Source organism: Actinoallomurus sp. CA-150999, assembly GCF_050942425.1.
In the GTDB taxonomy this organism is placed as follows: Bacteria; Actinomycetota; Actinomycetes; order Streptosporangiales; family Streptosporangiaceae; genus Actinoallomurus.
Map to the genome: position 1 here is coordinate 4,938,618 of NZ_CP192063.1, position 15,323 is coordinate 4,953,940.

A 15,323-nucleotide genomic window follows, 5' to 3' on the forward strand; every position below is an offset into this window, starting at 1 on the left:
TACGCCACGCGCCTCACGAGCGCGCACGCACAAGATCAACAAGCGAGCGCGCGCGCATCCCACGCGCAGCCCTACGGGCGCGCACGCGCACGGGGCGCGCGCACGTCGCACACACGCGCCGGCCGCGCCCGGAGGTCCGCCGCGAAATTTTCTGCGGGCGGGTGTCACACACCGACTCCGCGCTGCACCTCCATCGGGATGAACGCACAACAAGGGACGCCGCTGTGGAGGAGGAGACGCTGTCATGAAGATCCGCCTCATGGGCCTGCCGCAGGAAGTCAACGAGGCCGCCGACCGCATCAAGCAGGTCCTGGACGTCATCAACGACTCCGGCCATCTGCGGCCCCGCGGCGACCACCGCCAGGTCTCCGTCTACCTCGACGTCCGCCTCTAACCCGGGCGGCCCCGGCGCCCAACACCGCCAAGCATCACGCGCCGGGACCGCTGCCCCCATAGAAAGGAGCACCTTCACGATGACACGCCCCAAGAGCTCCCAGTGGCTCACCGTGCAAGAAATCCTCGACGAACTCGGCATCCCACGCCGCACGTGGCAGCGCTGGCGCGCGCTCGGCCGCACCCCCAAGCGCATGACGCGGCTGCCGAACGGCGAACTGCGCATCCGCCGGATCGACTACGACGCCTGGCTCGCCGACCTTGAGGTCGACGCGTGAAGTCCTACGACGTCAAGTTCTGGAAGACCAAGAAGAACGCCTCCAGCAAGACGCCCTCCTACGTCGTGCGCTGGATCGTCGCCGGCAAGGAATGCTCGAAGACCTTCCGCGGCTCGGAGCTGGCCGAGAACTTTCTGTCCGACCTTCGGCAGGCGGCCCGCCGCGGCGAGTGGTTCGACACGGACACCGGCCTGCCCGAATCGATGCTCAAGGCCAAGAACGCCCGTACCTGGCTGGAGTTCGCCGAGGCGTACGTGCGGATCCGCTGGCCGCACCAGGCGGCGAACTCTCGGGCCTCGGCGGTGGATGCGCTCCTGGTGGTCACAGTCGCGTTGGCGGCCGAACGCAAGGGCCGGCCCGATCGGGACCTGCTTCGCCGAGCGCTCCGTGACCACGTGCTCGTGCCGGAAGACCGCCGACGCGAGCTGCCCGCCGAGGTTCGCACGGCTCTCCGCTGGCTGGAAGCGGCGTCTCTGCCCCTCACCGACCTGGAGGAGCCGCGCCACGCCCGGGCCGTGCTCGAGGCCCTGGCCGTACGCCTCGACGGCGCTGCGGCCGCGACGAACACCTTCCGGCGTCGGCGCGCGGTGTTCCACCACGCACTGGAGTACGCCGTCGAGCTAGGCGAGCTGCCGGGCAACCCCCTCGACCGAGTCAAGTGGAAGCCGACCAAGCAGAACGACGTCGTCGACCGACGTGTCGTCGTCAACCCGCAACAGGCTTGCGAGCTCCTGGCGGGCGTCACGTACGTCGGCCGGACCCGTGGCCCGATGCTCGCCGCGATGTTCGCCTGCATGTACTTCGCCGCGTTGCGGCCGTCCGAGGCGATCGGGCTACGCCGGCAGGACTGCATCCTGCCCGAGCGCGGTTGGGGCCAGATCACCGTCACGAAGACCAGGTCCTACACCACCAAGCGGTTCACGGATTCGGGGGAGTCCTACGACGAGCGCGGGCTCAAGCACCGCGACGGAGACGAGGACCGCCCCGTGCCGATCCCGCCGGATCTGGTGGCCATCCTCCGGGCGCACATCGCGAAGTTCGGGACGGCCCCAGACGGTCGGCTGTTCTTCACTGGAGGCGGCGGCGCATTCGGCACCGAGTACATCCGCATCTGGAAGCAGGCGCGCCCCTACGGGCTGACGCCCGACCAGGTCGCCTCGCCGCTGGCCGCCCGGCCGTACGACCTCAGGCACGCCGCCGTGTCGCTGTGGCTCAATGCCGGCGTCCACGCTCCCGAGGTCGCCGAGCGGGCCGGGCACAGCGTCGACGTCCTGCTGCGGGTCTACGCGAAGTGCATCGACGGCCAGCGCGAGATCGCCAACCAACGGATCCAGAAGGCCCTGGCGGAATGATCGACAACGAGACCTCACGGAATTTACGCGGAATGATCATCACCCCTATGTCGCCTGCGCCGGGCTCCGGCGCAGGTCAGACGGCACATCGCCCCGTAGATCATCCGTTCTCTTCAAAACCTTTGGACGGCGCTCGGCGTCGTCGGCGGGTTCGATTCCCGTACGCCTCCGCCACTTCTCCTAATGCCGCACTAACCTGGAAAGCGGCGCTGTCGACGTGCGAGCAGACTGGTATGCGGGGCCATCGTGGATCAGGAGTGCACAGGGTGAGTCGTTCCAGAGTGCGCAGACTGGTGATGATCGCCATCGCGTCGGCGGTGGTCACCGGAATCGCGGTGATCCGTTACGCGGCCGCGTCGACCACGTCGTCACCTCCGCCGGACACCGGCTCCACGGGCAGCCCGGTCCAGCCGTCTCCGACGACCCAGTACTGGACGCCGGAACGCATGCGCAACGCCAAGCCGGCGGAGATGCCACCGCCCTGAGCCGCCTGGTCAGACCGGCGCGCGGGCGGCTACACGGCCCGCGGGAGCAACGGAACGGCCATTGGCGATAGAGGGCCCGCAGAACGTGGTGGCCCCCGCTGACGCACGTGCAACCCCTACAGCCGCGTCGACCTGGTCCTGACCGCCCAGGCCGCGATGGAGCCTGGACCGCGCGTCCTGAGGGGGAGGCCACGGAGGCCGCCAGGTGATGACGCCGGCATGAGCGGCAGGACGGCCTCAGGCGCGCATTGACGTGCGGGCACGTCCGGAGCGGGCCGCTCAGCGCAGCTGGTCGGTGGGCTGTGTCGCCTGGGAGGGGGTGGCCGCCAGGCTGGCGAGGACTTTGAGGCGCTCTTCGGAGGTCGTGCCTGGTTCGGCGGTGTAGAGGGTCAGGTCGTGCACGGCCCGGTGGGACATGGGCAGGTCCAGGGACTGGTAGGTGAGCTCGAGGAGGCCGACCTCGGGGTGCTGCAGCCGCTTGGTGCCGTCGTGGCGGATGCGGACGTCGTGGGCGGCCCACTGACCGCGGAAGTCGGGGCTGAGGGTGGACAGCTCGCCGATGAGCTCGCGCAGGGCCCGGTCATGGGGTTCGCGTCCGGCTTCCGCGCGCAGCAGTGCCGCGGTGATGGCGGCGGCGGAGTCCCAGTCGACGAATAAGCCCTGGGAGCCGGGGTCGAGGAAGATGTAGCGGGCGACGTTGGGGCAGCCGTGCTCGTCCGTGGTGATGCTGTCGAACATCGGCGTGTGCAGGGCTCGGGCCAGCGCGTTGTGGGCGATGACGTCCTGGCGGCCGTTGCGCACGAACGCGGAGGACATCGTCATGGAGTCGAGCAGCCACTGGATGCGGGGCGGGACCGGGACGTCCTTGCGGCGGGACGGCGTGCGGTGGGCGGGCCGGGCGGTGCGCGCAAGGTCGAACAGGTAGGTGCGTTCGTCCTCGTTCAGCCGCACGGTGATCGGCGCGAGTCGGCGCGCTCGCACACCATCACAGCCCGCGGCGGGACCGGCATCCGTACTTGTACTCAGACGCGGTGATCAAGGAGCGTCGGTGAGGAGGGCGCGGCCGAGCGCGTACGCCTCGGTCAGGTCGCTGCCGTGGTAGCTGAGGACGGCCAGGTCCGCGAGGTGGTGATCGGCGTTCACCGCGACCGTCTTGGTCAGCCGGCGGAACAGCGGAGCGTCGGACATCGAGTCGCCGTAGGCGACGCATCGTGTGTGCGCGAGACCGGCCCGCTCGCATATCTCCTCCACGATGCGGACCTTGTCATCCGGGGTGAGGACGTTCGCCGGATCGAGCGGTTCCACGAGGGGCAGCGCCGGGAACCGGGAGGCCACCACCTCGTCGAAGCCCAGTTCCAGGAGGTGTCGGGCGAAGAAGTCAGGCGACATGGTGATCACCATCGACCGTTCGCCGCGTTCGCGGATGTCCGCGCAGACCTCGCGGATGCCGGTCAGCCACGGACTGGAGGCGAAGGCGTCGGCGACCGCCGACGGCGTCAGGTCCCGCCACATCCGGTGGATGGCGGTCGAGAAACCCCGGGTGTCGATCTCACCGGCGGCGAACCGCGCCTCCAGCTCGACCAGCTCCGCGGTCGACCCGAGGCGCCGGGCGATCTGCAGGCTGGCCGTCGTTCCCTCGAGGAGGGTTCCGTCCATGTCGAAGACGTGCAGCGATCCCACGGCAACCCAGTGTGGATGATCACGCCGCACGGCACCAGCGAATAAACGCAGGACGAGGGACGGCGGTACCCGGCCGGCACCTCGGCTCCGAACCTCGGAATGAGCCCTGAGTCCCTCGTGCGGCCACAACCCTGCGAGTTATGATCACCGGCGGCTCCGCGCCCGGAGCCACCAGCGCGAGGAGACCTGCGATGGTGAGAGCTCTCCTGGTGGAGGACGACCGGCGCTTCGTGGCGGCCCTGACCAAGGCGCTCGGCCGGTGCGGGTTCGAGGTCGAGCACGCGCCCGGCGCGGTCGCCGCGCTGGCCGCACCCCCATGCGACATCGTCCTGCTGGACCTCGGCCTGCCGGACGGCGACGGCCTGGAGGTGTGCCGCCGGCTGCGCGACCGCAGCGAGGTCGGCATCATCGTGCTGACCTCGCGCGGCACTGAGCGCGACCGGGTGATCGGGCTGCGTGCGGGCGCCGACGACTACCTGGTCAAGCCGTTCGGCATGGCCGAGTTGCAGGCCCGGATGGAGGCGGTGCTGCGGCGGGCCCGCCCTCGGCACGACGGGGTACGGGTCGTCGGCCGGCTGACCGTGGATCTCGCGGCCCACACGCTGACCGTGGGCGGTGAGGCCGTCCGGGTGACGCCCAAGGAGTTCACGCTCCTGGCACGGCTGACCCGTGAGCCCGGCGCGGCCGTGGAGCGCGAGACTCTGCTGCGAGAGGTGTGGGGCACCTCCTGGCAGAGCCGTTCGCGCACCCTCGACGTGCACATCTCGACGCTCCGCGGCAAGCTCGGCGACGAGGTACGGATCGAGACGCTGCACGGCGTCGGCTACCGCATCGTCGCCTGCGGGGAATGAGGATGCGGCGGCGCCTGTATCTGACCTACCTACCGCTGCTGGCCGCCGCCGTACTGGCGATGGCGTATCCGCTGGCGACCGACGTGGCCGCCCGCTACTCCCAGGCGATGTACATCGACCGGGCGGACGACACCGCCCGCTTCGCCTCTCTCGCCGAGACGGCGCTGCGCACCGGCCGGACCGCCGCTCTGCGTGCCGAGCTGCGACAGTACGACACCCTGTTCGGGATCCGGGTGGCCATCGTGGATCGGGACCGGGCGCTCGCCATCGGTTCCCGGCCTGGCCTCGACCTGCGTCCCGGGCCCGTACGGGACCGGATCGAGGAGGCGCTGACCGGCGAGAGCATCCACGTGAACCGCACGACCTGGCCCTGGCAGCACACGCCGATGGTCGTCGCCAACCCGGTCACCAACGACGGCGAGGTGATCGGCGCCGCCGTCACCATCTCCCCGACCGGGCGGCTCCGGGCGGGGATCGTCGATACCTGGGGCCGGCTGCTGGCCGGAACCCTGCTGGCCGTCCTCGTGGGCGTGGTGGTGGTCGCGCTCGTCGCCCGGTGGGTGCTGCGGCCGGTCGCCGAGCTAGATCTCGCCGCGCACGCGCTCAGTCAGGGACGGTTCGGTGAGCGGGTGGCGAGCGGCACCGGGCCACCCGAGTTGCGACGGCTGGGCGCGTCCTTCAACGCGATGGTGAGCCAGATCGCGGTGCTGCTGGAGCGACAGCGCTCGTTCGTCTCCCACGCCAGCCACCAGATGCGCACGCCGCTCGCGGCGCTGCGGTTGTGGCTGGAGAACCTGGAGCCTTCGGTCGGCCCCGGCGGACGCCACGACCACGCGATGGCGCTGGAGGAGGTCGGCCGCATGGCCCGTCTCTACGACTCGCTGCTCGCCTTCGCCTCCGCCGAGGCCAGCGCGGTCAGGGCGGTGGACGTGGACGTCGCGGCGGCGGCGCGGGACCGGGTCGACGGGTGGCGGGAGCTCGCCGCGCGGCGCGGGGTGCGGATCACCGGCCCAGAGCCGGGGGAACTCCATGCTCGCGCCGCCCCCGACACCTTGGACCAGGCACTGGATGTGATCATCGACAACGCGGTGAAGTTCTCCGGGCGGGGAAGTACGGTGACGGTCGCCGTCGAGGCCGTCCCGCCGGATCGGGTGGCGGTGTCCGTCACCGACACCGGCCCCGGCATGACCGCGCAGGAGGCGTGCGACGCGCTCCAGCCGTTCTGGCGGCGCCCCGCCGATCAGAACGTCGAAGGCTCCGGACTCGGTCTGACGATCGCGCACGCACTGGTCGCCGCGTCGGGCGGGCGGCTCGACCTGTCCGCCGCCGAACCGCGCGGTCTGCGGGTGCGGATCGAACTGCCCGCCGCGTCCGCCCGCGTGACGTCCGCGGTACGTGAGACGCCGGCCGTGCCGGGAACGCCGACCGCACGGACCGTGCTGGGAGCGCCGACCGCACGGACCGCACGGACCGCGCCGACCGTGCTGGGAGCGCCGACCGCGCCGACCGCGTCGGGAACGCCGGCCGCGCCCGGAGCGCCGGCCGCGCCGGGCGCGTCCGGGGTGTCGGCCGGACCTGGGACGGAACGGCCGGTGCCCGAACACGCTGAGACGGAGGGCGAGCGATGAGGGCGGCGGTCGTCCGGGCACTGGCGCTCACGGCGCTGGCCGGCCTGGCAGCGGCCGCCGCGTGCCGTCCGTCCACCCCTCCGCTGACGCCGCTCGTGATCGCCACCGGTGGGGAGGGCGGGGTCTATCGTGCGCTCGGTGAGGCGTTCGCCGCCACCCTGCACGACCGCTGGGGAGTGCACGCGACGGTGCTCACCACGGCGGCGTCCATCGAGAACCTACGGCTGCTCCGCGTCGGGAAGGCGGACCTGGCCTTCACGACGGTCGACTCGGCCGACCTGGCGATGCGCGGACAGCCGCCCTTCTCCACCGCGGTCCGGATCTCGGCCCTCGCCGGGCTGTACGACGACTACCTGCAGATCGTGGTCCGGGCCGGCGCCTCCATCAGCACCGTGCAGGACCTGCGCGGACGCCGGGTGTCCACCGGCGCCGCCGGATCGGGAACCGAGATCGTCGCCGACCGGGTGCTGCACGCGGCCGGCCTCGGCGGCGAGGGCGCGATCGTGCGGTCCCGGCTGTCGGCGAGCGCGTCAGGGGAGGCGCTGCGAGCCGGACGCATCGACGCGTTCTTCTTCACCGGAGGGCTGCCGACGCCCGCCATCGCCGAACTCGCTCGGACGGTCCGGGTCCGCCTGCTCTCGGTCGGGAGCATCGCCGCCGATCTGCAGCGTACCTATGGGGAGGTGTACCTGGCCCGGTCGATCCCCGCGGCGACGTACGGGATGGAGCACGAGGTGCCGACGCTGGCGATCCCCAACGTACTGGTGGTGCGCAGTGACATGCCCGTGGCGGAGGCCCGGGAGGTGACCGCGCTGCTGTTCGCGAGCAAAGCGCGGTTGGAGGAGGTGCACGCGCAGGCCCGGCGGCTGGACCGGCGCGCGGCGCTGGCGACCTTCCCGGTGCCTCTGCACCCCGGCGCGGCCCGCTACTTCCGGGAGACGAAGGTCTGGGTGTCGGGCCGCTGAGGCGGTCGACGGACGGGCGTTCACGGGTGGGGCGTCCGCGGGGGACACCCCACCCGTGGTGCTCAACCGGACCGGCCGACGGGCACTGGGACGCGGGCGGTCGGGTGGGCCGACCTGATCAGCAGTGCGTCACCTGCTTGACCGACCGGATCGTCGGCTGGGTCGAGGGCAGGACGATGGGGACGGGCGCGACGTAGACCTTGCTCTTCTTATGGCCCGCCACCTTGAAGCACTTGTCCCGGCGCCCACGGAGGTCGAGTTTCAGGTAGTGCGCCGCCTTGCATCGGTTGTGGTAGTAGACGTTCGCGCTGTAGGCGTAGCCGTAGCTGTACGACCATGCGATGCAGCCGCTCACCCCGCGCTCCATCGTGTGGACGGTGCCGCTGGCCGCCGCGGCGGGCACTGTGGCGTTCGCCGGGCACGCCAGGGCGGATGCCGCGGCGGCCGCGGCGGTCACCAGACCGACCCGCAGGGCGGTCCTCGAGGCGCTCACGAGCACTTCTTCACCTGCTTCACGCCCGTGACCGACTCCGGGAACGGGACGATCGGCGGCTTCGGCGTGGGGACCGCAGCGTGGCCTTTCTTGTGGCCCTTTACGACGAAACACCAGTCGCGAGACGCGGATACCCAGATCTTGATGTTGTGCGTGGTCTTGCAGCGGTTGTGCCAGTAGACCGTGGTCGTGGTGATGCCCGGGTTGTAGGAGTAGGCGAAGCAGCCGCTGACGCCACGGGTCATGGTGTGCATGGTGGGTCCGCTCGCCGCCGTCACGGCGCCGGCCTGGCCGGTCGTGGCGGCGTCGGCGGAACCGGCGGCGAGCGCCAGCCCGGCGGTGGCGGTGACGGTCGCGGCCGAGAGGCCGATGGCGCGTTTCACGGGAAGCCTCATTCGAAGTCTCCTGCCTCAGTGCGTTCGTGTGCGGAGGCACACCCAGCTACTACCGGCTGCCGGTTTCGTTCCCATGGGCCCGACGTGATGCGCTTCACAACTTAAGAAGGATGATCTTCTCTGGCGAGCGTTCGAACTTTTCTCTTACAAGTCGTTAACATCTTGAATGGCGGCAGATCTTAAAGAAATGTAAAGGCGCCGTGAGTGGCCTGTGGCCGACCTGGAATGACGGGCGTCGGACTGCCTTGAGCTCGGGACGCGCCTGAAAGATTGAGGTGCCCGAGACGCTACGCCGCCTCCGGCCGGTCCGGTGTGGCAGCCGGCATGCGAGCGGGATACGCCGTGGACACCGGCGTTGTTTTTACGGCGTCGCCTTCGGCGAACGGAATTCTCGGGCGTCCGCCGCCGGCCGTCGAACCGCGCGGGCCAAGGCGCTCGCCGCGAAGGCCGCCCGACCCGAGGATCACCGTACGCCTCGCGACTAAGCCCGCATTCCGGCGGCGTCGTGACGGTGCGACGCTCCGGGCGCGCGGGATGAGCCTCCCGCAGGCGGCGGCCGGTGCGGTGCCTCGGCCGGCCCCACCAAGTCGCAGGCGCCGGATCCGCGCCTTGCCGCCGTACGATACCGATCTGTATCGTACGGGCCATGACCGGAACGAAGGACGCCCGGGTCCGGCTGCTGCGGGCGGCCGAGGCGATGTTCTACGAGCAGGGCATCGGCAACACGGGCATCGACGAGCTCGCCGCGCGGGCCGGCGTCGGCAAGATGTCGCTCTACCGGCATTTCGCGGGCAAGGAGGAACTGGTAGCGGAGACGCTGCGGCAGCGCGACGCGCGGCACCGTGCCTGGCTCCTGCCCGAGGAGCCCGGTGATCCGCGAGGTCGCCTGCTCGGGGTCTTCGACCGCATCGCCGAAGCGATCGAGAGCGGCGACGGCACCTTCCGCGGGTGCCCGTTCGTCAAGGCCGTCAGCGAACTGGAGGACGCCGCTCACCCGGCATGGGCGGCGGCACGTGAGCACAAGGCCCGCCTGATCTCCGCGCTCGTCCGGCTGGCGGCCGAGGCGGGTGCGGCGGACGCGGACCGGTTGGCCGGCGACCTGCTCGTGCTCATCGACGGAGCGGCGGTCCAGGGCGTCATCCGGCAGGACGCCGCACCGGTCCGCGCGGCCCGGCGAATGGCGGCGCTGGTGATCGACGATGCAACGGGTGCCGGATGATCGACGATGCGTCCGGTGCCGGATGGCCGACGATGCGACAGGGGGACGGATGAACGAGGAACGGCGGCTGGAAGGCCTGCGCACGGCGGTCTACGCCACCCTCGCGGAAGAGAGTCGCTCGCCGTCGGTGGGTGAGCTCGCGGCCAGGTGGGGGCGCTCGCCGGAGGAGACGGTGCGGGGCCTCCAGGAACTGGCCGTCCGTCACGCCATCGTGCTGGGAGCGGCCGACGACGTGATCCGGATGGCCCATCCCTTCTCCGCCGCCCCGATGGGATTCGTGGTGTCACCGCTGGACGGCCGCGACGACCGTCACTGGTGGGGTGGCTGTGCGTGGGACTCCTTCGGGATCAGCGCCGCGCTCGGGCTGGAGGTCCTGATCGACACGGCGTGCCCGGAGTGCGGCCGGCGCCATCGCGTCACCTCCGGGCCCGAACGGCCACCGGAGCCGGAGCTGACCGTGCACTTCCCGCTGCCCGCCGCACGGTGGTGGGACGACGTCGTCGCCACCTGTTCCAATATCCGGATGTTCTGCTCACCGGACCATCTGGCCGCCTGGACGTCGCGTACGGGACGGACCACGGGCCGGGCCGTCGGCGCGGCCACCGTCTGGGCCCTGTCCCGGCCCTGGTACGGCGACCGGCTCGCCCCGGACTTCCGGCCGCACGCCACGGAGCACAACCAGCGGCTGCTCACCGAGGCGGGCCTGGTCGGAGACTTCTGGCGGCTGCCCTGACCGTCGTGCCCTCGAGGAGCGGCAGGCCGCTCTGCGCTCCGAGTGATGGGCCGATGCCTTGACGGGGCGGATGCCTTGACCGGGGTCGGCGGCCTGACGGGGCGGATGCCCTGATCGGGCCGATGGCCTGACGGGGCCCGATCGCCGAAAGGCGCTCGCGTCGGCCTGCGGCTGGAGCGCCTTGCTGTACGCCTCCCGTCGGGAGCGGTGGGGGCGGGGTCCCGTGCGGCGCGGGGTCACGGGACGATCGGATGGTGCAGATCACCTATGCGACCCAGGCCGCTCCGGGCGGCGTCAATGAGGACTGCGTGGTGGCCGGCCCGGACTGGGCGATCGTGCTGGACGGGGCGACCGCGCCGGCCGGCGTCGACAGCGGGTGTGTCCATGATGTCGCGTGGCTGGTGCGCCGGCTCGCGGCGGCGCTGAGCGCCCGTCTGGCGGACGGTTCCGGCGGATCGCTCGCGGACATCGTGGCGGAGTCGATCGAGCAGGTGTGCGCCTCGCACGGCGGAACGTGTGATCTGTCCAACCCGGACAGCCCTTCGTCGACGGTCGCGGCGATGCGCCGGCGTAACGGCATGGTCGAGTGCCTCCTCCTGGCCGACTCGCCGATCGCGGTACGCCGCCGCGACGGATCGCTCCACGTGGTGGAGGACGACCGCGTTGCGCATCTGCCGGGCGGGCGTCCGTACACGCTGGAGAAGGTACGGACGCACCGGAACCGGCCGGGCGGATTCTGGGTCGCGAGCAGTGTGCCGGAGGCCGCCCACCAGGCGGTGACGGCGGCCTTCCCGGAGACGGAGGTCGAGGAGATCGCCATGTGCACCGATGGGGTCACCCGGCTGATCGACCACTACGGCTACGACTGGCCGGGGCTGTTCGGCTCCTTGCGGACCGGCGGCCCGGCCCACGTCATCGACCTGGTACGGCGGGCGGAGCGGGAGCAGCCGATACCGGGCGCGAAACCGCACGACGACGCCACGGCGCTGTACGCGACCTGCGGGGGAGTCGGGCCCTCTCCGGAGGCCGGGAGTACCCGCCCCCGCAACGACTGATCACCCGGGGACGGCTCCCCGGGTGACCGAATCGAGGGTGGGTCAGTCCAGCGCCTCCAGCGCCGCCTGCCGCGCAGTGCGGCGGCGCAGCAGCGGGACCAGCGTGATGGCCAGCCCGCCGAGGGCCACGGCCGTGACGAAGATCAGGCCGGGCCGGTAGTCGGCGAGCATGGTCGCCGGCGAGCGGACCGCCGACCGCGCGTCATCGCTGGAGATGATGGCGGTGGTGACGGCCAGGACCAGGGCGGCGCCGACCTGGCCGGCGGTCTGCACGAGCCCGGCGGCCAGGCCCTGCTCGTCGTCTTCGACGCCCGCGGTGGCCTGCACGTTGATGGACGGGAAGCCGAGGGCGAAGCCGACGCCGAGCAGCAGCGCCGTCGGCAGGATGGCGACGACGTACACCGGGTGGGTGTCGACCCGCAGGAACAGCAGGTAGCCGATCGTCATCGCGACCATTCCGCCGACGATGAACCGGGCCGTGCCGAACCGGTCGATCATCGTTCCGGCGAACGGGGCGCTGAGCGCCACCAGGAGCCCCGTGGGTAGCAGCGCCAGGGCCATGGTGATCGGCTTCCAGCCGAGGACGGACTGCAGGTAGAGCGTGACGATGAACTGGAACGCGGTGTAGGAGCCGAACAGCGCGACGATCGCGAGGTTGGCGCGGACGAGCGTGCCCTTGCGCAGGATGCCGAGCCGGATCAGCGGGTGCCGGACACGGCGCTCGACCAGCACGAATGCGCCGAGGAGCAGGACGGCGGCACCGAAGAGCGCGAGCGTCACCGGGGCGGTCCAGCCGCGGCCCGGCGCGGACACCAGGTCGTACACCAGGAGCAGCATGGCCGTCGTCGAGGTGAGTGCCCCGAGGATGTCATGGCCGCCTTCGGACGCCGCCCGGTCGCGGGGGATCAGGGAGAGCCCGGCGACCAGCGCGATGATCGCGACCGGAACGGGCATCAGGAAGGTCCAGCGCCAGCCGATCCCGGTCATGAGACCGCCGAAGATCAGTCCGGAGGAGTAGCCGCTGGCGCCGAACACGGTGTAGATCGACAGGGCCTTGTTGCGTGCCTTGCCCTCCGCGAACGTCGTCGTGATGATCGACAGCCCGGTGGGCGCGGTGAACGCGGCGCTGACGCCCTTGATGAAACGGGTGGCGATCAGGAGCGGGCCGGAGTCGACCATGCCGCCGAGCAGCGAGGCGACGGCGAAGACCGCGAGCGCGATGAGGAAGACCCGCCGGCGGCCGAGCAGGTCGGCGGTGCGGCCGCCGAGCAGCAGCAGTCCGCCGTAGCCCAGGACGTATCCGCTGACGATCCACTGGAGGCTCGACGTGGACAGGCTCAGGGCCGAGCCGATGGACGGGAGCGCGACGCCGACCATCGACACGTCGAGTCCGTCGAGGAAGAGGACCAGGGAGAGAACGGCGAGGATGCCCCAGAGCCGGGCGGACCACCGGTGTTGATCGGCCGGGGCGCCGGGAAGGGTGCGTGAGTCTGGGAGTGCTGTCGTGGTCACCGGACAGAAGTTACATGCACATGCATCAGATGTCCAAACATTAAATGTGTTTGCATTTGATGTGCGAGCATGCTATGGTCCGGCCATGACGGAGACGGGCGAAACCGAGCTCGTGCGACGCTGGCGTGACCTCCTGGCCTGCTACAGCACGGTCTCGTGTGCTCTCGATCGCACGCTGCAGGAGGCTCACGGCATCGGGATGAGCGAGTTCGAGGTGCTCGATCGGCTGGTCGACGCCTCGTGCGAGAAGTCCCGGATGCACGACCTCGCCGATGCGATGTACCTCAGCCAGAGCGCGCTGTCGCGTACGGTGGCCCGTCTGGAGCGCGACGGCCTGCTCGAGCGCAGCATGTGCGCCGACGACCGGCGCGCCATCTTCGTGAAGCTCACCGCCGCCGGGCGAGAGCGGCACGAGGGGGCACGCAAGACGCAACGCGCCGTCCTCGCCGAGCATTTCACGGCCACGCCGGCCACGGTCTGACCACCGCGGGTTATCCTCGGCGGAGACCGTCCTCCACCACCCCGCGCCGTGTCCTGGCCGACAGGGCGACGGCAGGAGACCCGTGCAACCCGCATCCGGTCGGCCCCCGGCCTCACCGCATCCGCGGATCACCGCGCCCGGGCGCGAGCTGAGATCTCTCGGGTTCGGCGACGACCCGATCGCCCGGCCCCTGACCTACCCGGGCCGCCTGCCGCCCGGATCGGGCCTCCTCGTCGACGGATGCTTCCTCGGCCTGCACGCGGATCACCGATCGCCTGCCCCTCGGTCCGCCGACCAGGCCGCACGGACGGGACGCTGGATGCTCGACACCTCCGCGGTGGCACCCCATGCCTTCGGCGGACCGGAGATCCCACTCGACGACGCCCTGCGGTCCTGCGGCCGGCCGCTCATGGCCGACCGCCGGCCGATCCTGGCCGTCGGATCGAACGGCTCGCCCGCCCAGATCGTTCGCAAGCTCGCGGGGCGGGCACGCGTGGTCGTCCCGATGACGTACGCGCGGGTGGACGGGCTGGTCGCCGGCGCCTCCGCGCACGTGAGCAGGCCGGGATACGTCCCGGCGGCACCGGTCCTGGAACCGGGCGCGAGCACGGAGCTGGTGGTCCTGTGGCTCGACGACGAGCAACTCGCCGCCGTGGACGCCACCGAGCCGAACTACCACCGGACGCGGCTGCCCGCGTCGGCGTCGGCCTCGCTGCCCGGCCTGGGCCGGCTGCGCGCCTGCGACCTGTACGTCGGGCGGCACGGCTGCCTCGTCGACCAGAGCGGCGCCCCGATCCGCCTGGCCGGTCAGCAGGAGCTCCTGGCCCGGCTTCTCGCGACGTCCCCGGGCCTGTCCACGCTGACCGGCGCCCGGACCCCGGAGGAGTTCGTCGCCCGGACCCGCTCCGAGCCGGGGCTGCGCGACGCGGTCCGGCGGCTCTGGCGGCGCGAGCGACGAGTACTCGTCCAGCCGGAGCTCCCCGCCGGTCCGACGGCCACCCCTTGATCACTCGGGCAGAGCCCTCGCCCTTCCACGCAGAGCTCCCCGGCGGGTCGACGGCCGGGCTCTCACGCGCCGCTCCGTCGGAGCCCCGTACGTCCGCGTTCTCCCGCGTCGCCTCGCTGGAGCTCCGTATCGGGTCGATGGCCGGGCCCTGATGCCTTGCTTCGCTGGAGCTCCGTACCGGACCGATCGTCGCGGCCTGATCACTCGCCGACGGCCCCGTCGATGAGTTCCCGGACCACGTCCAGCTGCCCGACGTGCCGCGCGTACTCCTGCAGCAGGTGGAACAGGATCCGGCTCAGCGCCGGGCGGACCGCCGGCGGCGTGAACCGGCCGCCGGCGGCTGCCACGTCGGTCAGCCGCGCCCCCGCGACGATCTCCCGGGAACGCCGGCACTGCGTCATGAAGAAGGCCGTGACGTCCTCGACGGTCTCGTCGTCGGCGACATGCCATCGGCCGTCCGACCCGTCGTCGCCCCAAGGGTCCACGACCTGCTCTCCGGCGAATCCCCAGCACAGCCAGCGCCGCTCGACGTGGGCCAGGTGCTTGAGGAGCTCCAGAGGTGTCCAGCCGCTCGGCAGCACGCTCGTGCGCAGCTGTCGTTCGGACAGGCCCTCGAGCTTGCGCAGGAGGGCGTCCCGGTAGAAGTCGAGGTACGCGGCGAGAAGATCGGCCGGGTCGCTCATCTTCTGCGGCGGCTCGGGCGCGGGGTCTCTGGCGGCGATCACCGTTCCGACGGTAGCGGCTCTCAGGGCATGGCGTGATCCGTGGGGTACCCGTCATTGACGCCATTCTCCCGG

At 71.4% G+C, this 15,323-nt stretch carries 18 protein-coding genes; 12 read left to right on the plus strand and 6 right to left on the minus strand.

What is annotated here, in order from left to right:
• Window positions 1–244: 244 nt before the first annotated feature.
• The 4 genes from ACQP2O_RS23115 (at window position 245) to ACQP2O_RS23130 (ending at window position 2,508) form a co-directional block, all read left to right on the plus strand.
• Entirely contained in the window at window positions 245–394 is a 150-nt protein-coding gene (locus ACQP2O_RS23115; RefSeq protein WP_433188763.1) for a hypothetical protein, read from the plus strand.
• Window positions 395–473: 79 nt separating this feature from the next.
• Complete coding sequence (locus ACQP2O_RS23120; protein WP_433188766.1) at window positions 474–671, plus strand: helix-turn-helix transcriptional regulator; 198 nt, start codon at window positions 474–476, stop codon at window positions 669–671.
• Entirely contained in the window at window positions 668–2,023 is a 1,356-nt protein-coding gene (locus tag ACQP2O_RS23125) for a tyrosine-type recombinase/integrase (protein ID WP_433188768.1), read from the plus strand. The genes ACQP2O_RS23120 and ACQP2O_RS23125 overlap by 4 nt, the downstream gene beginning before the upstream one ends.
• Before the next feature lie 266 nt (window positions 2,024–2,289).
• Window positions 2,290–2,508 (plus strand): hypothetical protein, encoded by a 219-nt coding sequence (locus ACQP2O_RS23130; RefSeq protein WP_433188770.1) that lies wholly within the window; start codon window positions 2,290–2,292, stop codon window positions 2,506–2,508.
• Window positions 2,509–2,787: 279 nt separating this feature from the next.
• On the opposite strand, the gene ACQP2O_RS23135 is transcribed toward ACQP2O_RS23130, so the two are convergent.
• Together ACQP2O_RS23135 and ACQP2O_RS23140 are read right to left on the minus strand one after the other, a co-directional pair.
• Entirely contained in the window at window positions 2,788–3,459 is a 672-nt protein-coding gene (locus tag ACQP2O_RS23135; protein ID WP_433188772.1) for a transcriptional regulator, read from the minus strand.
• Window positions 3,460–3,543: 84 nt separating this feature from the next.
• Complete coding sequence (locus tag ACQP2O_RS23140; RefSeq protein WP_433188775.1) at window positions 3,544–4,188, minus strand: HAD family hydrolase; 645 nt, start codon at window positions 4,186–4,188, stop codon at window positions 3,544–3,546.
• Window positions 4,189–4,379: 191 nt separating this feature from the next.
• On the opposite strand from ACQP2O_RS23140, the gene ACQP2O_RS23145 reads away from it, so the two are divergent.
• From ACQP2O_RS23145 to ACQP2O_RS23155, 3 genes are read left to right on the plus strand one after another with little or no spacing between them, the layout of a single operon-like run.
• Complete coding sequence (locus tag ACQP2O_RS23145; RefSeq protein ID WP_433188778.1) at window positions 4,380–5,039, plus strand: response regulator transcription factor; 660 nt, start codon at window positions 4,380–4,382, stop codon at window positions 5,037–5,039.
• Window positions 5,040–5,041: 2 nt separating this feature from the next.
• Window positions 5,042–6,667 (plus strand): sensor histidine kinase, encoded by a 1,626-nt coding sequence (locus ACQP2O_RS23150; protein WP_433188782.1) that lies wholly within the window; start codon window positions 5,042–5,044, stop codon window positions 6,665–6,667.
• Window positions 6,664–7,632 (plus strand): TAXI family TRAP transporter solute-binding subunit, encoded by a 969-nt coding sequence (locus tag ACQP2O_RS23155; protein ID WP_433188785.1) that lies wholly within the window; start codon window positions 6,664–6,666, stop codon window positions 7,630–7,632. The genes ACQP2O_RS23150 and ACQP2O_RS23155 overlap by 4 nt, the downstream gene beginning before the upstream one ends.
• A 118-nt stretch (window positions 7,633–7,750) precedes the next feature.
• Here ACQP2O_RS23155 and ACQP2O_RS23160 read toward each other — a convergent pair whose 3' ends face one another.
• Both ACQP2O_RS23160 and ACQP2O_RS23165 read right to left on the minus strand, forming a co-directional pair.
• Window positions 7,751–8,125 carry a hypothetical protein gene (locus ACQP2O_RS23160; RefSeq protein ID WP_433188788.1) on the minus strand — a complete coding sequence of 125 codons (375 nt, stop codon included), beginning with the start codon at window positions 8,123–8,125 and terminating at the stop codon, window positions 7,751–7,753.
• Window positions 8,122–8,520, minus strand: coding sequence for a hypothetical protein (locus ACQP2O_RS23165; protein WP_433188791.1), 399 nt, complete (start codon window positions 8,518–8,520; stop codon window positions 8,122–8,124). The genes ACQP2O_RS23160 and ACQP2O_RS23165 overlap by 4 nt, the downstream gene beginning before the upstream one ends.
• 646 nt (window positions 8,521–9,166) lie before the next feature.
• Between ACQP2O_RS23165 and ACQP2O_RS23170 the strand changes: the two genes are divergently transcribed.
• The 3 genes from ACQP2O_RS23170 (at window position 9,167) to ACQP2O_RS23180 (ending at window position 11,527) form a co-directional block, all read left to right on the plus strand.
• Window positions 9,167–9,739, plus strand: a complete 573-nt coding sequence (locus ACQP2O_RS23170; RefSeq protein WP_433188794.1) for a TetR/AcrR family transcriptional regulator — start codon at window positions 9,167–9,169, stop codon at window positions 9,737–9,739.
• A gap of 49 nt (window positions 9,740–9,788) precedes the next feature.
• Entirely contained in the window at window positions 9,789–10,472 is a 684-nt protein-coding gene (locus tag ACQP2O_RS23175; protein ID WP_433188797.1) for an alkylmercury lyase family protein, read from the plus strand.
• A 254-nt stretch (window positions 10,473–10,726) separates the two neighbouring features.
• Window positions 10,727–11,527: a protein phosphatase 2C domain-containing protein gene (locus tag ACQP2O_RS23180; protein WP_433188800.1), complete on the plus strand. Its 801-nt coding sequence runs from the start codon at window positions 10,727–10,729 to the stop codon at window positions 11,525–11,527.
• Window positions 11,528–11,569: 42 nt separating this feature from the next.
• Here the strand turns inward: ACQP2O_RS23180 and ACQP2O_RS23185 are convergent, their stop codons facing one another.
• Entirely contained in the window at window positions 11,570–13,039 is a 1,470-nt protein-coding gene (locus ACQP2O_RS23185; RefSeq protein ID WP_433188803.1) for an MFS transporter, read from the minus strand.
• A gap of 85 nt (window positions 13,040–13,124) precedes the next feature.
• On the opposite strand from ACQP2O_RS23185, the gene ACQP2O_RS23190 reads away from it, so the two are divergent.
• Window positions 13,125–13,520, plus strand: coding sequence for a MarR family winged helix-turn-helix transcriptional regulator (locus ACQP2O_RS23190; RefSeq protein ID WP_433188806.1), 396 nt, complete (start codon window positions 13,125–13,127; stop codon window positions 13,518–13,520).
• 82 nt (window positions 13,521–13,602) lie between these two features.
• Window positions 13,603–14,526, plus strand: a complete 924-nt coding sequence (locus ACQP2O_RS23195) for a hypothetical protein (protein WP_433188809.1) — start codon at window positions 13,603–13,605, stop codon at window positions 14,524–14,526.
• Between the two features lie 200 nt (window positions 14,527–14,726).
• On the opposite strand, the gene ACQP2O_RS23200 is transcribed toward ACQP2O_RS23195, so the two are convergent.
• Entirely contained in the window at window positions 14,727–15,251 is a 525-nt protein-coding gene (locus tag ACQP2O_RS23200; protein ID WP_433188811.1) for a DinB family protein, read from the minus strand.
• Window positions 15,252–15,323 lie beyond the last annotated feature (72 nt).

Bases quoted from the DNA above. Each gene is read 5' to 3' on its own strand.
- ACQP2O_RS23115 (WP_433188763.1), top strand. From the start codon at position 245: ATGAAGATCCGCCTCATGGGCCTGCCGCAGGAAGTCAACGAGGCCGCC.
- ACQP2O_RS23120 (WP_433188766.1), top strand. From the start codon at position 474: ATGACACGCCCCAAGAGCTCCCAGTGGCTCACCGTGCAAGAAATCCTC.
- ACQP2O_RS23145 (WP_433188778.1), top strand. From the start codon at position 4,380: ATGGTGAGAGCTCTCCTGGTGGAGGACGACCGGCGCTTCGTGGCGGCC.
- ACQP2O_RS23150 (WP_433188782.1), top strand. From the start codon at position 5,042: ATGCGGCGGCGCCTGTATCTGACCTACCTACCGCTGCTGGCCGCCGCC.
- ACQP2O_RS23155 (WP_433188785.1), top strand. From the start codon at position 6,664: ATGAGGGCGGCGGTCGTCCGGGCACTGGCGCTCACGGCGCTGGCCGGC.
- ACQP2O_RS23165 (WP_433188791.1), bottom strand. From the start codon at position 8,520: ATGAGGCTTCCCGTGAAACGCGCCATCGGCCTCTCGGCCGCGACCGTC.
- ACQP2O_RS23170 (WP_433188794.1), top strand. From the start codon at position 9,167: ATGACCGGAACGAAGGACGCCCGGGTCCGGCTGCTGCGGGCGGCCGAG.
- ACQP2O_RS23175 (WP_433188797.1), top strand. From the start codon at position 9,789: ATGAACGAGGAACGGCGGCTGGAAGGCCTGCGCACGGCGGTCTACGCC.
- ACQP2O_RS23190 (WP_433188806.1), top strand. From the start codon at position 13,125: ATGACGGAGACGGGCGAAACCGAGCTCGTGCGACGCTGGCGTGACCTC.